Annotated in this window: 14 protein-coding genes; 5 read left to right on the plus strand and 9 right to left on the minus strand. The window is 45.6% G+C overall.

Annotated elements, in window-relative coordinates:
- The first annotated feature begins 7 nt into the window (after positions 1-7).
- Positions 8-1,384, plus strand: coding sequence for an efflux transporter outer membrane subunit (locus DW039_RS05620; protein ID WP_005826651.1), 1,377 nt, complete (start codon positions 8-10; stop codon positions 1,382-1,384).
- Between the two features lie 90 nt (positions 1,385-1,474).
- Here the strand turns inward: DW039_RS05620 and DW039_RS05625 are convergent, their stop codons facing one another.
- Positions 1,475-1,972 (minus strand): cold-shock protein, encoded by a 498-nt coding sequence (locus tag DW039_RS05625; protein ID WP_005826650.1) that lies wholly within the window; start codon positions 1,970-1,972, stop codon positions 1,475-1,477.
- A 79-nt stretch (positions 1,973-2,051) separates the two neighbouring features.
- Positions 2,052-2,357, minus strand: coding sequence for an RNA-binding protein (locus DW039_RS05630; RefSeq protein ID WP_005826648.1), 306 nt, complete (start codon positions 2,355-2,357; stop codon positions 2,052-2,054).
- Between the two features lie 307 nt (positions 2,358-2,664).
- Here DW039_RS05630 and DW039_RS05635 point away from each other — a divergent pair, with 307 nt between their 5' ends.
- Positions 2,665-4,311: a diphosphate--fructose-6-phosphate 1-phosphotransferase gene (locus DW039_RS05635; protein ID WP_005826644.1), complete on the plus strand. Its 1,647-nt coding sequence runs from the start codon at positions 2,665-2,667 to the stop codon at positions 4,309-4,311.
- A 69-nt stretch (positions 4,312-4,380) separates the two neighbouring features.
- Positions 4,381-5,253 (plus strand): glycoside hydrolase family 25 protein, encoded by an 873-nt coding sequence (locus DW039_RS05640; RefSeq protein WP_005836022.1) that lies wholly within the window; start codon positions 4,381-4,383, stop codon positions 5,251-5,253.
- Positions 5,254-5,307: 54 nt separating this feature from the next.
- Here DW039_RS05640 and prmA read toward each other — a convergent pair whose 3' ends face one another.
- The gene (prmA, locus tag DW039_RS05645) at positions 5,308-6,150 is read right to left on the minus strand and encodes a 50S ribosomal protein L11 methyltransferase (RefSeq protein ID WP_005836023.1); all 843 of its coding nucleotides are present in this window, start codon (positions 6,148-6,150) and stop codon (positions 5,308-5,310) included.
- Between the two features lie 281 nt (positions 6,151-6,431).
- Between prmA and DW039_RS05655 the strand changes: the two genes are divergently transcribed.
- Positions 6,432-7,814 (plus strand): hypothetical protein, encoded by a 1,383-nt coding sequence (locus tag DW039_RS05655; RefSeq protein WP_061412054.1) that lies wholly within the window; start codon positions 6,432-6,434, stop codon positions 7,812-7,814.
- A 36-nt stretch (positions 7,815-7,850) separates the two neighbouring features.
- Positions 7,851-9,509, plus strand: a complete 1,659-nt coding sequence (locus DW039_RS05660; protein WP_120381788.1) for an OmpP1/FadL family transporter — start codon at positions 7,851-7,853, stop codon at positions 9,507-9,509.
- A gap of 111 nt (positions 9,510-9,620) precedes the next feature.
- Here DW039_RS05660 and DW039_RS05665 read toward each other — a convergent pair whose 3' ends face one another.
- The 6 genes from DW039_RS05665 to DW039_RS05690 all read right to left on the minus strand — a co-directional run bounded on the left by DW039_RS05665 (position 9,621) and on the right by DW039_RS05690 (position 13,152).
- Positions 9,621-10,526 (minus strand): outer membrane beta-barrel protein, encoded by a 906-nt coding sequence (locus DW039_RS05665; RefSeq protein ID WP_005826629.1) that lies wholly within the window; start codon positions 10,524-10,526, stop codon positions 9,621-9,623.
- A gap of 20 nt (positions 10,527-10,546) precedes the next feature.
- Positions 10,547-11,017, minus strand: a complete 471-nt coding sequence (locus DW039_RS05670) for a DUF4252 domain-containing protein (protein WP_005826627.1) — start codon at positions 11,015-11,017, stop codon at positions 10,547-10,549.
- Between the two features lie 12 nt (positions 11,018-11,029).
- Positions 11,030-11,488 (minus strand): hypothetical protein, encoded by a 459-nt coding sequence (locus tag DW039_RS05675; protein ID WP_005826626.1) that lies wholly within the window; start codon positions 11,486-11,488, stop codon positions 11,030-11,032.
- Entirely contained in the window at positions 11,485-12,009 is a 525-nt protein-coding gene (locus DW039_RS05680; RefSeq protein WP_005826624.1) for an RNA polymerase sigma factor, read from the minus strand. The genes DW039_RS05675 and DW039_RS05680 overlap by 4 nt, the downstream gene beginning before the upstream one ends.
- A gap of 124 nt (positions 12,010-12,133) precedes the next feature.
- The gene (locus tag DW039_RS05685) at positions 12,134-12,691 is read right to left on the minus strand and encodes an NADH peroxidase (RefSeq protein ID WP_005836026.1); all 558 of its coding nucleotides are present in this window, start codon (positions 12,689-12,691) and stop codon (positions 12,134-12,136) included.
- Positions 12,692-12,717: 26 nt separating this feature from the next.
- The gene (locus DW039_RS05690) at positions 12,718-13,152 is read right to left on the minus strand and encodes a Fur family transcriptional regulator (RefSeq protein WP_005826619.1); all 435 of its coding nucleotides are present in this window, start codon (positions 13,150-13,152) and stop codon (positions 12,718-12,720) included.
- Positions 13,153-13,401: the final 249 nt, after the last annotated feature.

Raw genomic sequence — 13,401 nt, forward strand, 5'->3', positions numbered from 1 at the left:
AACGTTTATGAAAAGAAAGAACATATATATTATTTTGTTGCTGAGTATGTTTGCCCTTACCTCATGCAAGGTGGGCAAGAGCTATGTGCGTCCGGAGATGGCATTGCCGGATAGCCTGGCACAGCAGCAGGATAGCATGAGCATAGCCGATGAACAGTGGCAGGCAGTTTATACGGACAGCACGCTGCGTGCTTTGATAGACCGTGCTCTGGAATATAACAAAGACATGCTGATTGCAGCTTCCCGTGTCAAGGAGATGGCTGCCCAAAAACGTATCAGTGTTGCCAACCTTCTGCCGCAGCTCACCGGAAAGGTGGAGGCTGAGCGCGAGGTGGAGAATTACGGTGGTCATAGCCGTGATGTAGGCAATACTTACGAAGCCAAGGCGTTGCTCTCTTGGGAACTGGACCTTTGGGGAAACTTGAGATGGAAAAAAGTGGCTGCTGTGGCCGAATATTTGCAAAGTGTGGAGGCGCAGCGTGCGTTGCGCATGACCATCGTTGCCGAAGTGGCGCAGGCTTATTATGAGCTGGTAGCCCTTGATACGGAACTGGAGATTGTGCGCCAGACACAAAAGGCGCGTGAAGAGGGAGTGCGCTTGGCGCGTATCCGTTTTGAAGGAGGGCTGACCTCGGAGACCTCTTATCAACAGGCTCAAGTGGAGTTGGCTCGTACGGCTACTCTTGTTCCGGATTTGGAACGCCGTATCTCTCTGAAAGAAAATGATATATCCTTCCTTGTGGGGGAATTCCCTACCCGTATCAAGCGTGTCAATTTTCTGCAGGAACTGGATGTGCCGGAGTCCTTACCGGTAGGTCTGCCTTCCGATTTGTTGGAACGTCGCCCCGATGTCCGTGTGGCGGAGCAGCAGTTGAGGGCTGAACATGCCAGAGTGAAAGTTGCTTATACCAATATGTTCCCCCGTTTGGCCCTGACCGGACAATTTGGATTGGAAAGTGATGTGTTATCCAATTTCCTGGAATCTCCCTATTCCTTATTGAATGGGGCAGTCTTGGCACCACTTTTCGGTTGGGGAAAGAACCGTGCTGCATTGAATGCACAGAAGGCTTCTTTTGAAGCCGAAGTGCATAGCTATGAAAAGACAGTGCTGAATGCTTTTAAGGAAGCGAAGAATGCCATTGTAGATTTCAATAAGATAAAGGAGGTCTACCAACTGCGTGCCAAACTTGAACGTTCTGCCAAGGGATATGTGGATTTGGCACAGTTGCAATACATCAACGGCGTCATCAATTATATGGATGTGCTCGATGCCCAGCGTGGTTATTTCGATGCCCAAATAGGGGTGAGCAATGCCATCCGCGACGAACTTATTGCCATGGTAAATGTCTATAAGGCATTGGGGGGTGGCTGGCAAACCGAATGACGTGTGATTAAAGAAGACAGCAAGGGCGTGTATGTACCGAAATATTTGATGGTATATACACGCCCTTGTTCTATAATTGGCTTATTTCATCTAGGATTCTGTATTTAGAGTCTCCTTGTTTTCTTTCTTTTCCTTTGCCTTTTCTACTTCAAGAGCTACGTTTACAGCATTCATGCCTTTAAGGCCACGTTCGAGGTCGAACGTCACAATATTGTTTTCTGCTATATCTGTCAGCACATTGTTAATGTGGAAAAAGTATTTTTCGACCCCGGATAAGTCCTTGATGAAGCCGAAGCCTTTCGATTCATTGAAAAACTCGATACGTCCTCTGCGGATGACCGGTTCTTCCTTGTCTTTTTTGGGAGTTGATATGACGATTTCTTCCAGCTTTATTTCTTCTTTGGGAGTGTTTTCTGCCGGAGGAGTAGAGGTTATCATGCCGTTTTCGTCAACATAGGCAATCATATCTTCAAAGCTATTGGCTTTGTTGGATAGTTTTTTTTCTTCTTTCTTTTTTTGTTTTTCAGCTCGTCGGGCGAGTCTTTTCTTTTCATTTTCACGCTTGTCTGCGGAGATGGATTTGGCCATGTATTTTTATTTATTGAGTTATAAAAAAAGCAGGGGGCATTGCTACAACACCTCCTGCTTTTGTCAGTAGTTAAGAATATTAATATCTTCTAGAGTTGTAACCGCCTCTTCTGTCGCGATTGCCGCCATTGGAAGGTCTTTCTTCGCGGGGGCGTGCCACGTTTACCGAGATTTGTTTGTGGTCAAATTCAGCACCGTTCAATTCGTCAATGGCTTTTTGGCCTGCTGCATCGTCCGGCATTTCTACGAAACCGAAACCTCTGGATCTTCTTGTTTCTCTGTCTGTAATGATTCTTGCAGAAGAAACTTCTCCGTACTCTGAAAATAAATCGTTTAAGTCAGCGTCTGTTGTGCTGAAATTTAAACCTGAAATGTAAATGTTCATTTGAAATTTTAATTAATTGTAATTATTAAATTGGAGTATGGAGAATAATTATGGAAGAGACCGCCTAATAATAGTTGTATATTAAAAGAAGAACAATGCGATAACGACTCGTAACTCAAACTTTGCGGCAAAGATAACACAATAAATCAGTTAATTGCTTTCTTCTCCTTTTTATTTTAGGATAAAAAACGATAAATGTCATTTTATACATTATTTCGGCCTCTCGTTTGCATATCTTACGAAAAAAAGCGAAATTTGCGACGCTTTTAAACGGAACTTTACTAACACCTTTAAATAATTAAGAGAAATGACTAAAAGTGCATTGCAAATTGCAAGGGCTGCCTATCAGCCCAAACTTCCGAAAGCGCTGAAAGGAACTGTTAAGGCTGCAGAAGGCGCAGCTACTCAGTCTGTTGCTGACCAGGAAGAAATCAAGAAATTGTTCCCCAATACGTACGGAATGCCTTTGATTAAGTTTGAAACTACCGATGAGGTGGTTAACTTCCCCGCAATGAACGTGGGTGTTATCCTTTCCGGTGGACAGGCTCCTGGCGGTCACAATGTGATTTCCGGTATTTTCGACGGTATCAAGAAGCTGAACAAAGACAGCAAATTGTATGGCTTTATTCTGGGTCCTGGCGGCTTGGTTGACCATAATTATATGGAACTGACTGCTGACATCATTGATGAATACCGCAATACGGGTGGTTTTGACATCATCGGTTCGGGCCGTACCAAGCTGGAAAAGGAAGAACAGTTTGAGAAAGGTTATGAAATCCTGAAAGAACTCGGCATCAAGGCATTGGTTATCATCGGTGGCGATGACTCCAACACTAATGCTTGCGTACTGGCTGAATACTATGCTGCCAAGAATTATGGCGTGCAGGTAATAGGTTGCCCCAAGACCATCGACGGTGACTTGAAGAATGATATGATTGAAACTTCTTTCGGTTTCGATACTGCTTGCAAGACTTACTCTGAAGTAATCGGCAACATCCAACGTGACTGTAACTCTGCTCGTAAATACTGGCACTTCATCAAGTTGATGGGACGTTCCGCTTCTCATATCGCTTTGGAATGTGCATTGCAGGTTCAACCCAATATGTGTATCATCTCTGAAGAGGTTGAAGCTAAGGATATGTCTTTGGACGACATCGTGACCAGCATTGCCAAGGTCGTTGCTGAACGTGCAGCCCAGGGTAACAACTTCGGTACGGTTCTTATCCCCGAAGGATTGGTTGAATTCATCCCGGCCATGAAGCGTCTGATTGCTGAGTTGAACGACTTCCTTGCTGCCAATGCAGAAGAGTTTGCTCAAATTAAGAAATCTCACCAACGCGATTATATCATCCGTAAACTCTCTCCGGAGAATGCGGCCATCTACGCAAGCTTGCCCGAAGGCGTGGCTCGCCAGTTGTCTCTGGACCGCGACCCGCACGGAAACGTACAGGTATCTCTGATTGAAACAGAAAAGTTGCTGTCCGAAATGGTTGGCACTAAGCTGGCTCAGTGGAAAGAAGAGGGCAAGTTCGTAGGCAAGTTTGCTGCACAGCACCACTTCTTCGGTTACGAAGGACGTTGCGCTGCTCCGTCTAACTTCGACGCTGACTACTGCTACTCTTTGGGTTATGCAGCATCTGCATTGATTGCTAACGGAAAGACCGGTTACATGTCTTCTGTACGCAACACTACTGCTCCTGCCGAAGAATGGATTGCAGGCGGTGTGCCCATCACTATGATGATGAACATGGAACGTCGCCACGGTGAAATGAAGCCAGTTATCCAGAAGGCTCTGGTGAAGCTGGACGGTGCTCCGTTCAAGGCATTCGCTGCTCAGCGTGACCGTTGGGCTATGGAAACAGACTACGTTTATCCAGGCCCTATCCAGTACTTCGGTCCGACAGAAGTTTGCGACCAGGCTACGAAGACTTTGCAGCTGGAGCAGGCTAAATAAGTTGATGCATCAACAAGTTGACAATAAAACGGAGGGGCGGTTCATTCCGCCCTTTCTTTTCCTTTGCTCATGGCAACCAAGACCTCCACAAATATCCGGCGTAAAACTACTGCCGCCCGTCGTTCTTCCTCTCCGCGGAGCAAGAAGAAAATGCAGCCGCGTACCATGCCCGTATGGTTGCGCAATCTTTTGGCGGTCTGTATCATTCTTGTTTTTTCTACCGGCTTTTACTGGTTTTTCATTCGTCCTTATGCTTATCGCTGGAAGCCTTGTTATGGTCAGAAAGGTTACGGTGTATGTATGCCTTGCAACTATGAGGTGCATGGCATAGACATATCCCACTATCAGGGAAAGATAGATTGGGAACTCCTGACACATAATAGAGAAGCCCAATTTCCCATTCACTTTATTTTTCTGAAAGCTACCGAAGGCGGCGATCATGGTGACGATACGTTTACGCAGAACTTCGGCCAGGCGCGTAAATACGGTTTTATCCGTGGTGCCTATCATTATTTTATCCCTAAGACCGATGCCCGCAAGCAAGCCGATTTCTTTATCCGTACCGTGCAGCTGGCAAAGGGAGACCTGCCTCCCGTACTTGATGTGGAGACTACCGGCAAGCAGTCACCGCAGGAACTTAAAACGGCAGTCAAGACTTGGCTGGATAGGGTAGAGGCGCATTACGGCGTAAAGCCTATTCTTTATACTTCCTATAAATTCAAGAAACGCTATCTCAGCGATTCCATTTTCAATGCTTATCCTTATTGGATAGCCCATTATTATGTAGATTCCGTGCGTTATGAGGGCAAGTGGCACTTTTGGCAGCACACGGATGTAGGCACTGTGCCCGGTATTGAAGAAGAGGTGGATTTGAACGTCTTTAATGGTACAATGGAGGAACTTTTGGAGCTTACGTTGAAAACTCCTTGTATAGAACGCTAAAGGTCAACTTTAGCTTCCTGATATTGACCTTTAGCTTTTTAGTATTGACCTTTATTATTTTTGGAATTTCACTGCTGCCCACCGGTTCTTCTCACGATGGTGGACAAAGTGCAGCCCGTTGCGTTCGGCTTCTTCGCGGATGACGGGAATGTCATCTATGTAGAAACCGCTCATCAACAATTCCGCTCCGGGATTCATGCGGGCTATGTAGTGCTTCATATCTGCCAGGAGGATATTGCGGTTGATGTTGGCGATAACCATATCAAAAGGACCTTTGCTTTCCAGAGAGGAGGCATCGCCTTGGGATACGGCAATATTGTCCACTCCATTCAATTCTATATTTTCGAGGGAGTTGCGCACACACCATTCATCTATGTCGATAGCTGTACAAGGGGAGGCTCCACGCATGCGTGCCAGTATGGCAAGGATGGAAGTCCCACAACCCATATCGAGCAATGCTTTGCCTTGCAGGTCACTATCCAGCAGTTCGCCTATGATGAGGCTTGTTGTCTCGTGGTGCCCTGTGCCGAATGCCATTTGCGGATTGATGACGATGTCATATTCTGCTTGTGGGACATCGTTGTGAAAAGTGCTGTGAATGACACAACGGTCTCCGATAACGATGGGCTGGAAGAAGTTCTTCTCCCATTCCTCGTTCCAGTCTTTGTCTTCGGCTTCTACGAAATTATATTCTATCTGTGTATCGGGCAGAGGGAAGTCTGCAAGTGCTTCTTTGAGTAGAGATTCGTTATACAGCTCTTTCTGTATATAGGCAGTGATACCGTCGGTCTGCTCAACAAAACTTTCAAAGCCAGCTTCACCCAAGACTCCGGAAAGTACATCGTTGACTATTTCTGTGCACGGAACAGTGCGGAATGTAAATTCTAAATATTTCATCGGAATATGATTGTTTGTTAAATGCAGAAGAAGATTTTAAAGAACAAATCTATTTCTGCGTATCTTTGTTTTCACACTGCAAAGGTAATGTAAACCGAGGGCAGAATAAAATGAACTTGTTCATTTTTTATGCGGAAGTGCCGCTTGCCTCGTCAAAAGGCGGGGTATTTAGGGAATTCCCTATAAATCTTTGGGGAAAATCTGCTGCATGGGATAAAATCCGGCGTTATCTTTGTGACGTGAAGAAATAGATAAACGTAAAATCCATAAACCAAACTAATATGAAAAAGATTGTTTTTTTATCGCTTTTTGCCTTGTGCCTCCCATGGACACTGGTGGCACAAAGTATAGATGACGACCTTTACTACACTCCTTCCAAGAATAAGGAAGAGAAAAAAGAAGAGGTGAAGCAGGAGAAGAAAGTCGCTGCTCCCGTAGAAGAGATTGTAGTAAAGTCGAATGTACCGACCACTGTCTATTCATCGCCGGGAAGCACTACTGTTGTAGTAAAAGACCGTAAGGGAAACACCCGCGATGTGGACGAATATAACCGCCGTTATGACTCCCGCGACAATGATTTCGTGATGGAGAACGATACCCTTTACATCAATGAAAAAGAAGATGACGGCCTGGACGGCGAATGGGTGAACGGTGAATTTGAAGGTTCGCAGGATGATTACGAGTATGCTACCCGTATCATCCGTTTCCGTAATCCCCGTTATGCCATCAGCATCAGCAGCCCGCTATATTGGGATGTGGTCTATGGCTTGAATTCCTGGGATTGGAACGTGTATACCGACGGATTATATGCATATGCTTTCCCTACATTCACCAACCGCTTGTGGTGGGATTGGCGCTATAACTCTTATGGTTGGGGCGGTTATCCTTACTATGGCTGGGGATGGAACAGCTGGTACGGTCCGAGCTGGAGCTTTGGCTGGGGCGGCTGGTACGGCGGTGGCTGGTGGGGACATCATCATCACCATCACTATCATCCCGGATATTATCCCGGTGGCGGTGGTCATTGGGGAGGCGGCCATTGGGGAAATGCATATACCAATAGACGTTCTTATGGTCCGAGCCGTTCTTCTTATGCCGGAAACAGAGTATCGTCCTCTACTTCCCGCCGTTCTTCTACTGTAAATGGAGGGCAGGCTGTACGTCGTAGCAGTACTACTTCCGGTCAAGTGAGACGTAGCAGTACCGGTACGTCAACCCGTCGGGTGGTAGGTACAAGAAGTTCGTCTACAGTTCGTTCAAGTTCTTCTGCAACTCGCTCAAGTGTAAACCGTTCGAGTGCGGCTTCTACCCGCCGTTCCACTTACACCCGTCCAAGCAGTACGCGTAGTAGCTCATATAATAGTAGCGTAGAAGGAGTTCGTAGCAGTCGTTCTTCCGGTGTACGCTCTTCTGTTGGAACTTCCACTCGTAGCAGGACTTCATCGACTTATAACAGAGGTTCAAGCGCCGCACCGGCACGCAGCTACTCCAATGACAACAATCGTAGTAGCAGTCGTTCATATTCTGCTCCAGTACGTTCATCCAGTAGCACCCGTTCTTCTTCTAGCTTCTCTTCAGGCAGTAGCTCACGTTCCAGTTACTCCAGTGGTGGTGGCGGTGGTGCCAGTCGTTCCAGTGGCGGCGGTGGTTCCAGAAGACGGTAAGTATAAGTATGTTTTAATCTAACAAGACTAAGAATTATGAAGAAGATAACCATGATAGCCCTTGCTATGTTTACAGCTGTAGGCGCAGGGGCACAGACAATATATGATGCAACGAATATAGCACAGAAGGAATTGAATGGAACCACCCGTTTTGTCGGAATGGGCGGAGCTATGGGAGCATTGGGTGGTGATATTTCTACCATAGGAACCAATCCTGCCGGTATCGGTATTTATCGTAGCAATGATGCTATGTTTACCTTTGGCTATTCAATGACGGGCACAGAAAGCAATTATGTAGGTAATAAATTTGAAACGAACAAGAACCGCTGGAGTTTTGATAATGCCGGTTTTGTGATAGCTTCGAAGATAGGCAATCATACTCCTTTGCGGTATGTGAATTTTGGTTTTAATTACCACAAATCAAAGTCATTCTATAAGAATATGACGATGCAGGGGTTGATGGGAAGCATAGATAATCAATATGTATCTCAAGTGCGGAGTATGGCGCAGCAGGCTACGGATGCAGCTTATGCGTTCTATCATCGTCCTCAATATGATTACCCGGATCAAGGAGCTTATTTGGACTATGGTCGCAAGGATATTTATCAACATAATTATGCTGGATGGCTGGGGACTATGGGGTATCAAGGTGCACTTGTTCTTGAGGATATAGAAAGTGAGGACTATAATACTTATCTTCCTTATATTCCTTCCGAAGCGGATGCTTATTTCTTGTCGCGTGAGCGTGGCGGTATTGACCAATATGATTTCAATATCTCCTTTAATATAAATGACCGTTTTTACTTTGGTGTTACTCTGGGTGCTTACGATGTGGATTACAACAAATATTCTCTCTATGATGAAATGTATGCCTACAAATGGGAGGGCGACGGGCAGATTTATGAGGAAGGCTACTCTTTGGAGAGCTTTAACCGTATACACGGTTCGGGTTTCGACTTCAAATTCGGTGCCATCTTCCGGCCGATTGAGGATTCTCCGCTTCGTATAGGTTTGGCTGTGCATACTCCTACTTATTACAAACTGACTTATACTACGGGAGCGTTGCTGACTTCGGATTTGTTTTTACCGAATGAGGCTGGGGATGAAACTCTTACTCGTACCACTGTGGATACTTATTCTGCATTAGGCGGTAGAGATATGGACCGTGATTTTAAGCTGCAAACCCCGTGGGTATTTAATGCAAGTTTGGGCTATACAGTCGGTAATAATCTGGCTTTGGGAGCTGAATATGAATATGAGGACTACTCAAGCATGAAGTTCAAATATCCTGAAGGTGACGAGATGGCATGGGAAACGGGTGAGGCTGACCTCTGTATGAAGGGGGTAAGTACGCTTCGTTTAGGAGCAGAATACAAGCCGATACCTGCTTTCTCTCTGCGTGCCGGTTACAATTACAGTACTGCAGCCTATAAAAAGGATGCTATTAAGGCATTGCCTTCCAATTCTATAAATACAGATACGGATTTTGCCAATAGCAAATCGATGAATACTTTCACTTTAGGTATCGGTTATCGCTTTTCTTCGTTTTATGCGGATTTGGCTTATAAATTCGATACTTATAAATCTGATTTCTATCCGTTTTATAATGATATAAATGGCTTGGTAACACCGCCAACAACGGAAGTTACCAACACTCGCAGTAAAGTGCTATTTACATTGGGCATGCGTTTTTAGAAGAACAATTTTCATTGCAGATAACCTTTCATTGTCAATACCTTAGGGTATAAAAGAACTCCCCGGAATGTACAAATACATTTCGGGGAGTCTTGTGTTATAGGGGAGGGATTACAGATACCATGCCACGCCAAATGAATAGGGAGATACTTCCGGTCCCTTGTCTTTCTGGAATAATCCGTATGTGGAGTAGCGCAGGTAAATGCCGATATTACCATAACCGGCTTGTGCCAGCAGGTTTATGCCGACGGGCTGCACATACATACCTTTGCCTACGGTTTTCTTCTTGCCTCCGTTGATGTGTGAGAATGACTTCACGCTGTGACGTATCTCAAATTCGGGACCGGCATTGAAGAACACTTTGTTTCTTCCCACTCTTTGCTGCCATTCCATCAATACGGGTACACGGAAGAAGAAATGGCGCAGACGGCTTTTATTGTAACTGGTGTCTTCGTTGCCTGCGGTGAAGATGCTGGTTCCGTTTTCCTTCAGCAAGGCATAGTTACCGTCGATATTGAAAGAACGGTATCCCCAGCTGACTCCCAGGTTGATTCCCCAATGCGGGTTCTTCTTGAAGTTGTGATATACGGAGAGGATGTTGAAGCCGAATTCCCATGACTTGGATAAGTCGAGTCCCATCTTGTCGCTTGCTCCGAAGGAAAGGAAGTCGTTAGCCAGCCGGCTGTAGCCAATATACAGACCGGAACAGTGCGGTTCGTAAGCATTGTATCTTCTCTTTTTGGGGATGAATGGCAGGGCGTCGAGGAAAGTGCGCTTGTCTGCATCCACTTTCTCGAGATAGACTCCTTCATAAATTTGTACTTCTTTCTTTTCTCCGTCTTCCAACTGCTCTTCGTACACCTTGATGCGCATGTCTCCTTTTCCTTTCCGGATGATGATGGAGTCGCCTTGTGTCTGTACTGTAGCTTTCTGTTCAGGGTCAGTCTGTTGTTGTGCTGCCATGCGGCCGGCCGGCACAGCAAGCAGGCAGGCCAAAATCATAATTCTGGTTTTCATATCGTATATTGTTTTTAGTGTTATTCCGATTTGTAAAGCATATCCATCATTTCCTTTTCACTGAGCAGACCCTCTATGTAAATCAAAGTGCCCATGGAGTCTTTTCCTATCTTGAAAATGATGTAGCGGTTCAGCTTCTTTCCATTGCGTTCCACCTCTTTCAGTTGGTAATAAGCGCTGCGCAGCACACCGCTTTCCATTACCTCCTGCGCCTTCTTTGCGTTATCTTGCTTGTCGTGTACAATGGCCTGCTGAATTTCCCGGCGATAGGGGGATACATTCTTGAACACAAGGCTCTTGTAGGTAGTCATGCGGTAAGATTTCAGGATACTGCCGTTCAGTTCTACCCTGGTCACGTCCTTTTGCTCGCCATACTTGCTGAATAGGTCGGCTATTTGCAGTCTCTCTTGTGCATGTACAAAGGCTGGCAGGCAAATCAGCAGGGAAAAGAGGCACAGACTACGTATGCAAATCAGTATAGATGTTTTCATAACCTTGTTATATTAGTGTTGAAACAGTAAGTTGCTTAAATCTTCATCCGTGAAGCTGGCGTTCTGCAGGGCTTCTAGTGCTTTGGCTTCCACCAGTTTCTCGTCTGTATACCGCTGGCCGTCGATGACGACATAATTTTCGGGAACACCGGAAAGCGGAAATATAATCTTAGCTACCCCGAGAAGCAGGAGCAATCCGGCGGCAATGCCGCTGACAGCATAGAATGTGCGATAGAGACGGAAAGGCTTCCGCTGTGCGGGTACTTCCTTTGCCGATTCTGTTGTTACGGATTTTTCCTCTGTCGGTTCTGCCATTGAAGTTGCTTCCCGGTTCAGATAAGCGAATAGGGGGCGGTACGTTTGCAGGTGCTCCGGCACTTCCTCTTCGGTAAAGAAACGGCGCAGTTCACGCTCTTCTTCGCAGGAAGTTTCCCCTTCGAAATATTTATCCAGCAGTTCATCTATCTTCATGGCTCATTTCTCCTTTCTTTTCTTTCTTGTATGGTTCGCAGGTAAACGTCTCTCACTTTCTTCCGGGCTCTTGACAGATTGCTGCGGATGGCTTCCGGTCCGCATCCCGTGATTTCGGCGATTTCGTCCGTTTCGTATCCTTCGATGTCCTTCATCCGCATGATGGTGCGTTGAAGATTGGGCAGCGAGTCGATGATTTCGTGCATCAGGTGGATTTCATCTTTGATTTCCAACAGCCGTTCCGGTGTTCCGGTGGGGGATGCCGCCTGCACAATGTCGAGAGATAGGGTGTCGTTGCGTTTGCAGCGCCACATATCTATACAGATGTTGTGCGTCAACGTCATGGCAAATGCTTCGATGCTCCGGTATTGCTCCAGTTCAAGCCTTTTGTTCCATAGCTTGAGCAGTACCTCCTGGACGGCATCTTCTGCATCCTCCGGTTCGTCGGTCAACTTCCGTGCATAGTTCAACAGCTTGGCACGGAGTGGAAGAACGGTTATTTTGAATTCTTTGAGTTCCATTTACACAGATAAGACGAATGGGAAATACAAACGTGACATTGTAAAGTGAAAAAAGTTGGAATAAAAAAAGGGACTTACTAACATTAGCAGTCCCTTTTCTTCACATTACTATAAAAGTATAGGATTATTTCTTGAAATAGCGGTTGTACAGACCTTCGAAACCTTTACCGTGACGGGCTTCGTCCTTAGCCATTTCGTGAACGGTGTCATGGATAGCGTCGAGGTTCAATGCTTTGGCACGGGTAGCGATACGCTTCTTGTCTTCGCATGCACCTGATTCTGCGTTCATTCTCTTTTCGAGGTTTGTCTTGGTGTCCCATACGCAGTCACCCAGCAGTTCAGCGAATTTAGCAGCGTGTTCTGCTTCTTCCCAAGCGTAACGCTTGAAAGCTTCTGCAACTTCAGGATAGCCTTCACGGTCTGCCTGGCGGCTCATTGCCAAGTACATACCAACTTCTGTACATTCGCCCATGAAGTGGTTGTTCAGGTCTTTAATCATTTCGTCGTCGCAACCTTTGGCTACGCCGATTACGTGTTCGTCGGCAAATACCAGCGGGCCGTCAGCTGTTGCTTCTTCAACTTCTACGAACTTGCTTGCGGGAGCTTTACACAATGGGCACTTTTCGGGAGCTGCATCTCCTTCGTATACGTAACCGCATACAGTACATCTAAATTTTTTCATTTTCTCTCAGATTTTAATTAGTTGAATTAGTTATTCTTTGTTGTTCTTAAACGTTCTTCTTCTATGCAATGTTTACAGATTCCTTTATAATAGTAGTGGATTTCCTGCACATCGTGCCCGTCCATATCCATGTCGACCACTTTCTTGATGTTGTTATTGCACATCAAGTCATAAATCTTTCCGCAACGCTTGCACAAGAAATGACCGTGCGGGCTGGTATCGGCATCATAACATGTGTTACGCTCGTCGATAGTCAGGGTTTGTGCGGCACCTTGCTCGCTCAGTAGTTTCAAGGTATTGTATACCGTTGTTTTAGACAGTGTCGGTATGGAGGGAGACAGTGCCGTATAGATTTCATCCACCGTGGGATGCGTACGATGCTCTATCAAGTAATTCATGATGGCTATGCGCTGTACTGAAGGCTTGATATTATGATTCTGCAATCGTTTTACTACATCCATATAATCTAAAGTTTCAAACTTGTAATTATTACATTTTTAATTCACTTGCAAAGATAGGAAGTTCCTATAATTCTCCAAAAGATTTTGGAAAATTTTTAGTTGCGGTCATTAAAATTGTTTATATATGTTCCTCTTCTTGTAGGCAGGTTGCCGTATTTTTGCCATAAAAGCGAAGGCAGGATGCACCCGGCTTCAGTCGGTTTCTCGTGCCGATATAGAGAAAACGTTTTTCTCTTATCTCTCTTAATC

It is taken from the genome of Bacteroides sp. AF39-16AC (assembly GCF_003602735.1).
GTDB classification, from domain to species: Bacteria; Bacteroidota; Bacteroidia; order Bacteroidales; family Bacteroidaceae; genus Bacteroides; species Bacteroides uniformis.

What these genes read in the sequence shown, in the direction of transcription:
- DW039_RS05620 (WP_005826651.1), top strand. Translation starts at nt 8, where the DNA reads ATGAAAAGAAAGAACATATATATTATTTTGTTGCTGAGTATGTTTGCC.
- DW039_RS05625 (WP_005826650.1), bottom strand. Translation starts at nt 1,972, where the DNA reads ATGGCCAAATCCATCTCCGCAGACAAGCGTGAAAATGAAAAGAAAAGA.
- DW039_RS05630 (WP_005826648.1), bottom strand. Translation starts at nt 2,357, where the DNA reads ATGAACATTTACATTTCAGGTTTAAATTTCAGCACAACAGACGCTGAC.
- DW039_RS05635 (WP_005826644.1), top strand. Translation starts at nt 2,665, where the DNA reads ATGACTAAAAGTGCATTGCAAATTGCAAGGGCTGCCTATCAGCCCAAA.
- DW039_RS05640 (WP_005836022.1), top strand. Translation starts at nt 4,381, where the DNA reads ATGGCAACCAAGACCTCCACAAATATCCGGCGTAAAACTACTGCCGCC.
- prmA (WP_005836023.1), bottom strand. Translation starts at nt 6,150, where the DNA reads ATGAAATATTTAGAATTTACATTCCGCACTGTTCCGTGCACAGAAATA.
- DW039_RS05655 (WP_061412054.1), top strand. Translation starts at nt 6,432, where the DNA reads ATGAAAAAGATTGTTTTTTTATCGCTTTTTGCCTTGTGCCTCCCATGG.
- DW039_RS05660 (WP_120381788.1), top strand. Translation starts at nt 7,851, where the DNA reads ATGAAGAAGATAACCATGATAGCCCTTGCTATGTTTACAGCTGTAGGC.
- DW039_RS05665 (WP_005826629.1), bottom strand. Translation starts at nt 10,526, where the DNA reads ATGAAAACCAGAATTATGATTTTGGCCTGCCTGCTTGCTGTGCCGGCC.
- DW039_RS05670 (WP_005826627.1), bottom strand. Translation starts at nt 11,017, where the DNA reads ATGAAAACATCTATACTGATTTGCATACGTAGTCTGTGCCTCTTTTCC.
- DW039_RS05675 (WP_005826626.1), bottom strand. Translation starts at nt 11,488, where the DNA reads ATGAAGATAGATGAACTGCTGGATAAATATTTCGAAGGGGAAACTTCC.
- DW039_RS05680 (WP_005826624.1), bottom strand. Translation starts at nt 12,009, where the DNA reads ATGGAACTCAAAGAATTCAAAATAACCGTTCTTCCACTCCGTGCCAAG.
- DW039_RS05685 (WP_005836026.1), bottom strand. Translation starts at nt 12,691, where the DNA reads ATGAAAAAATTTAGATGTACTGTATGCGGTTACGTATACGAAGGAGAT.
- DW039_RS05690 (WP_005826619.1), bottom strand. Translation starts at nt 13,152, where the DNA reads ATGGATGTAGTAAAACGATTGCAGAATCATAATATCAAGCCTTCAGTA.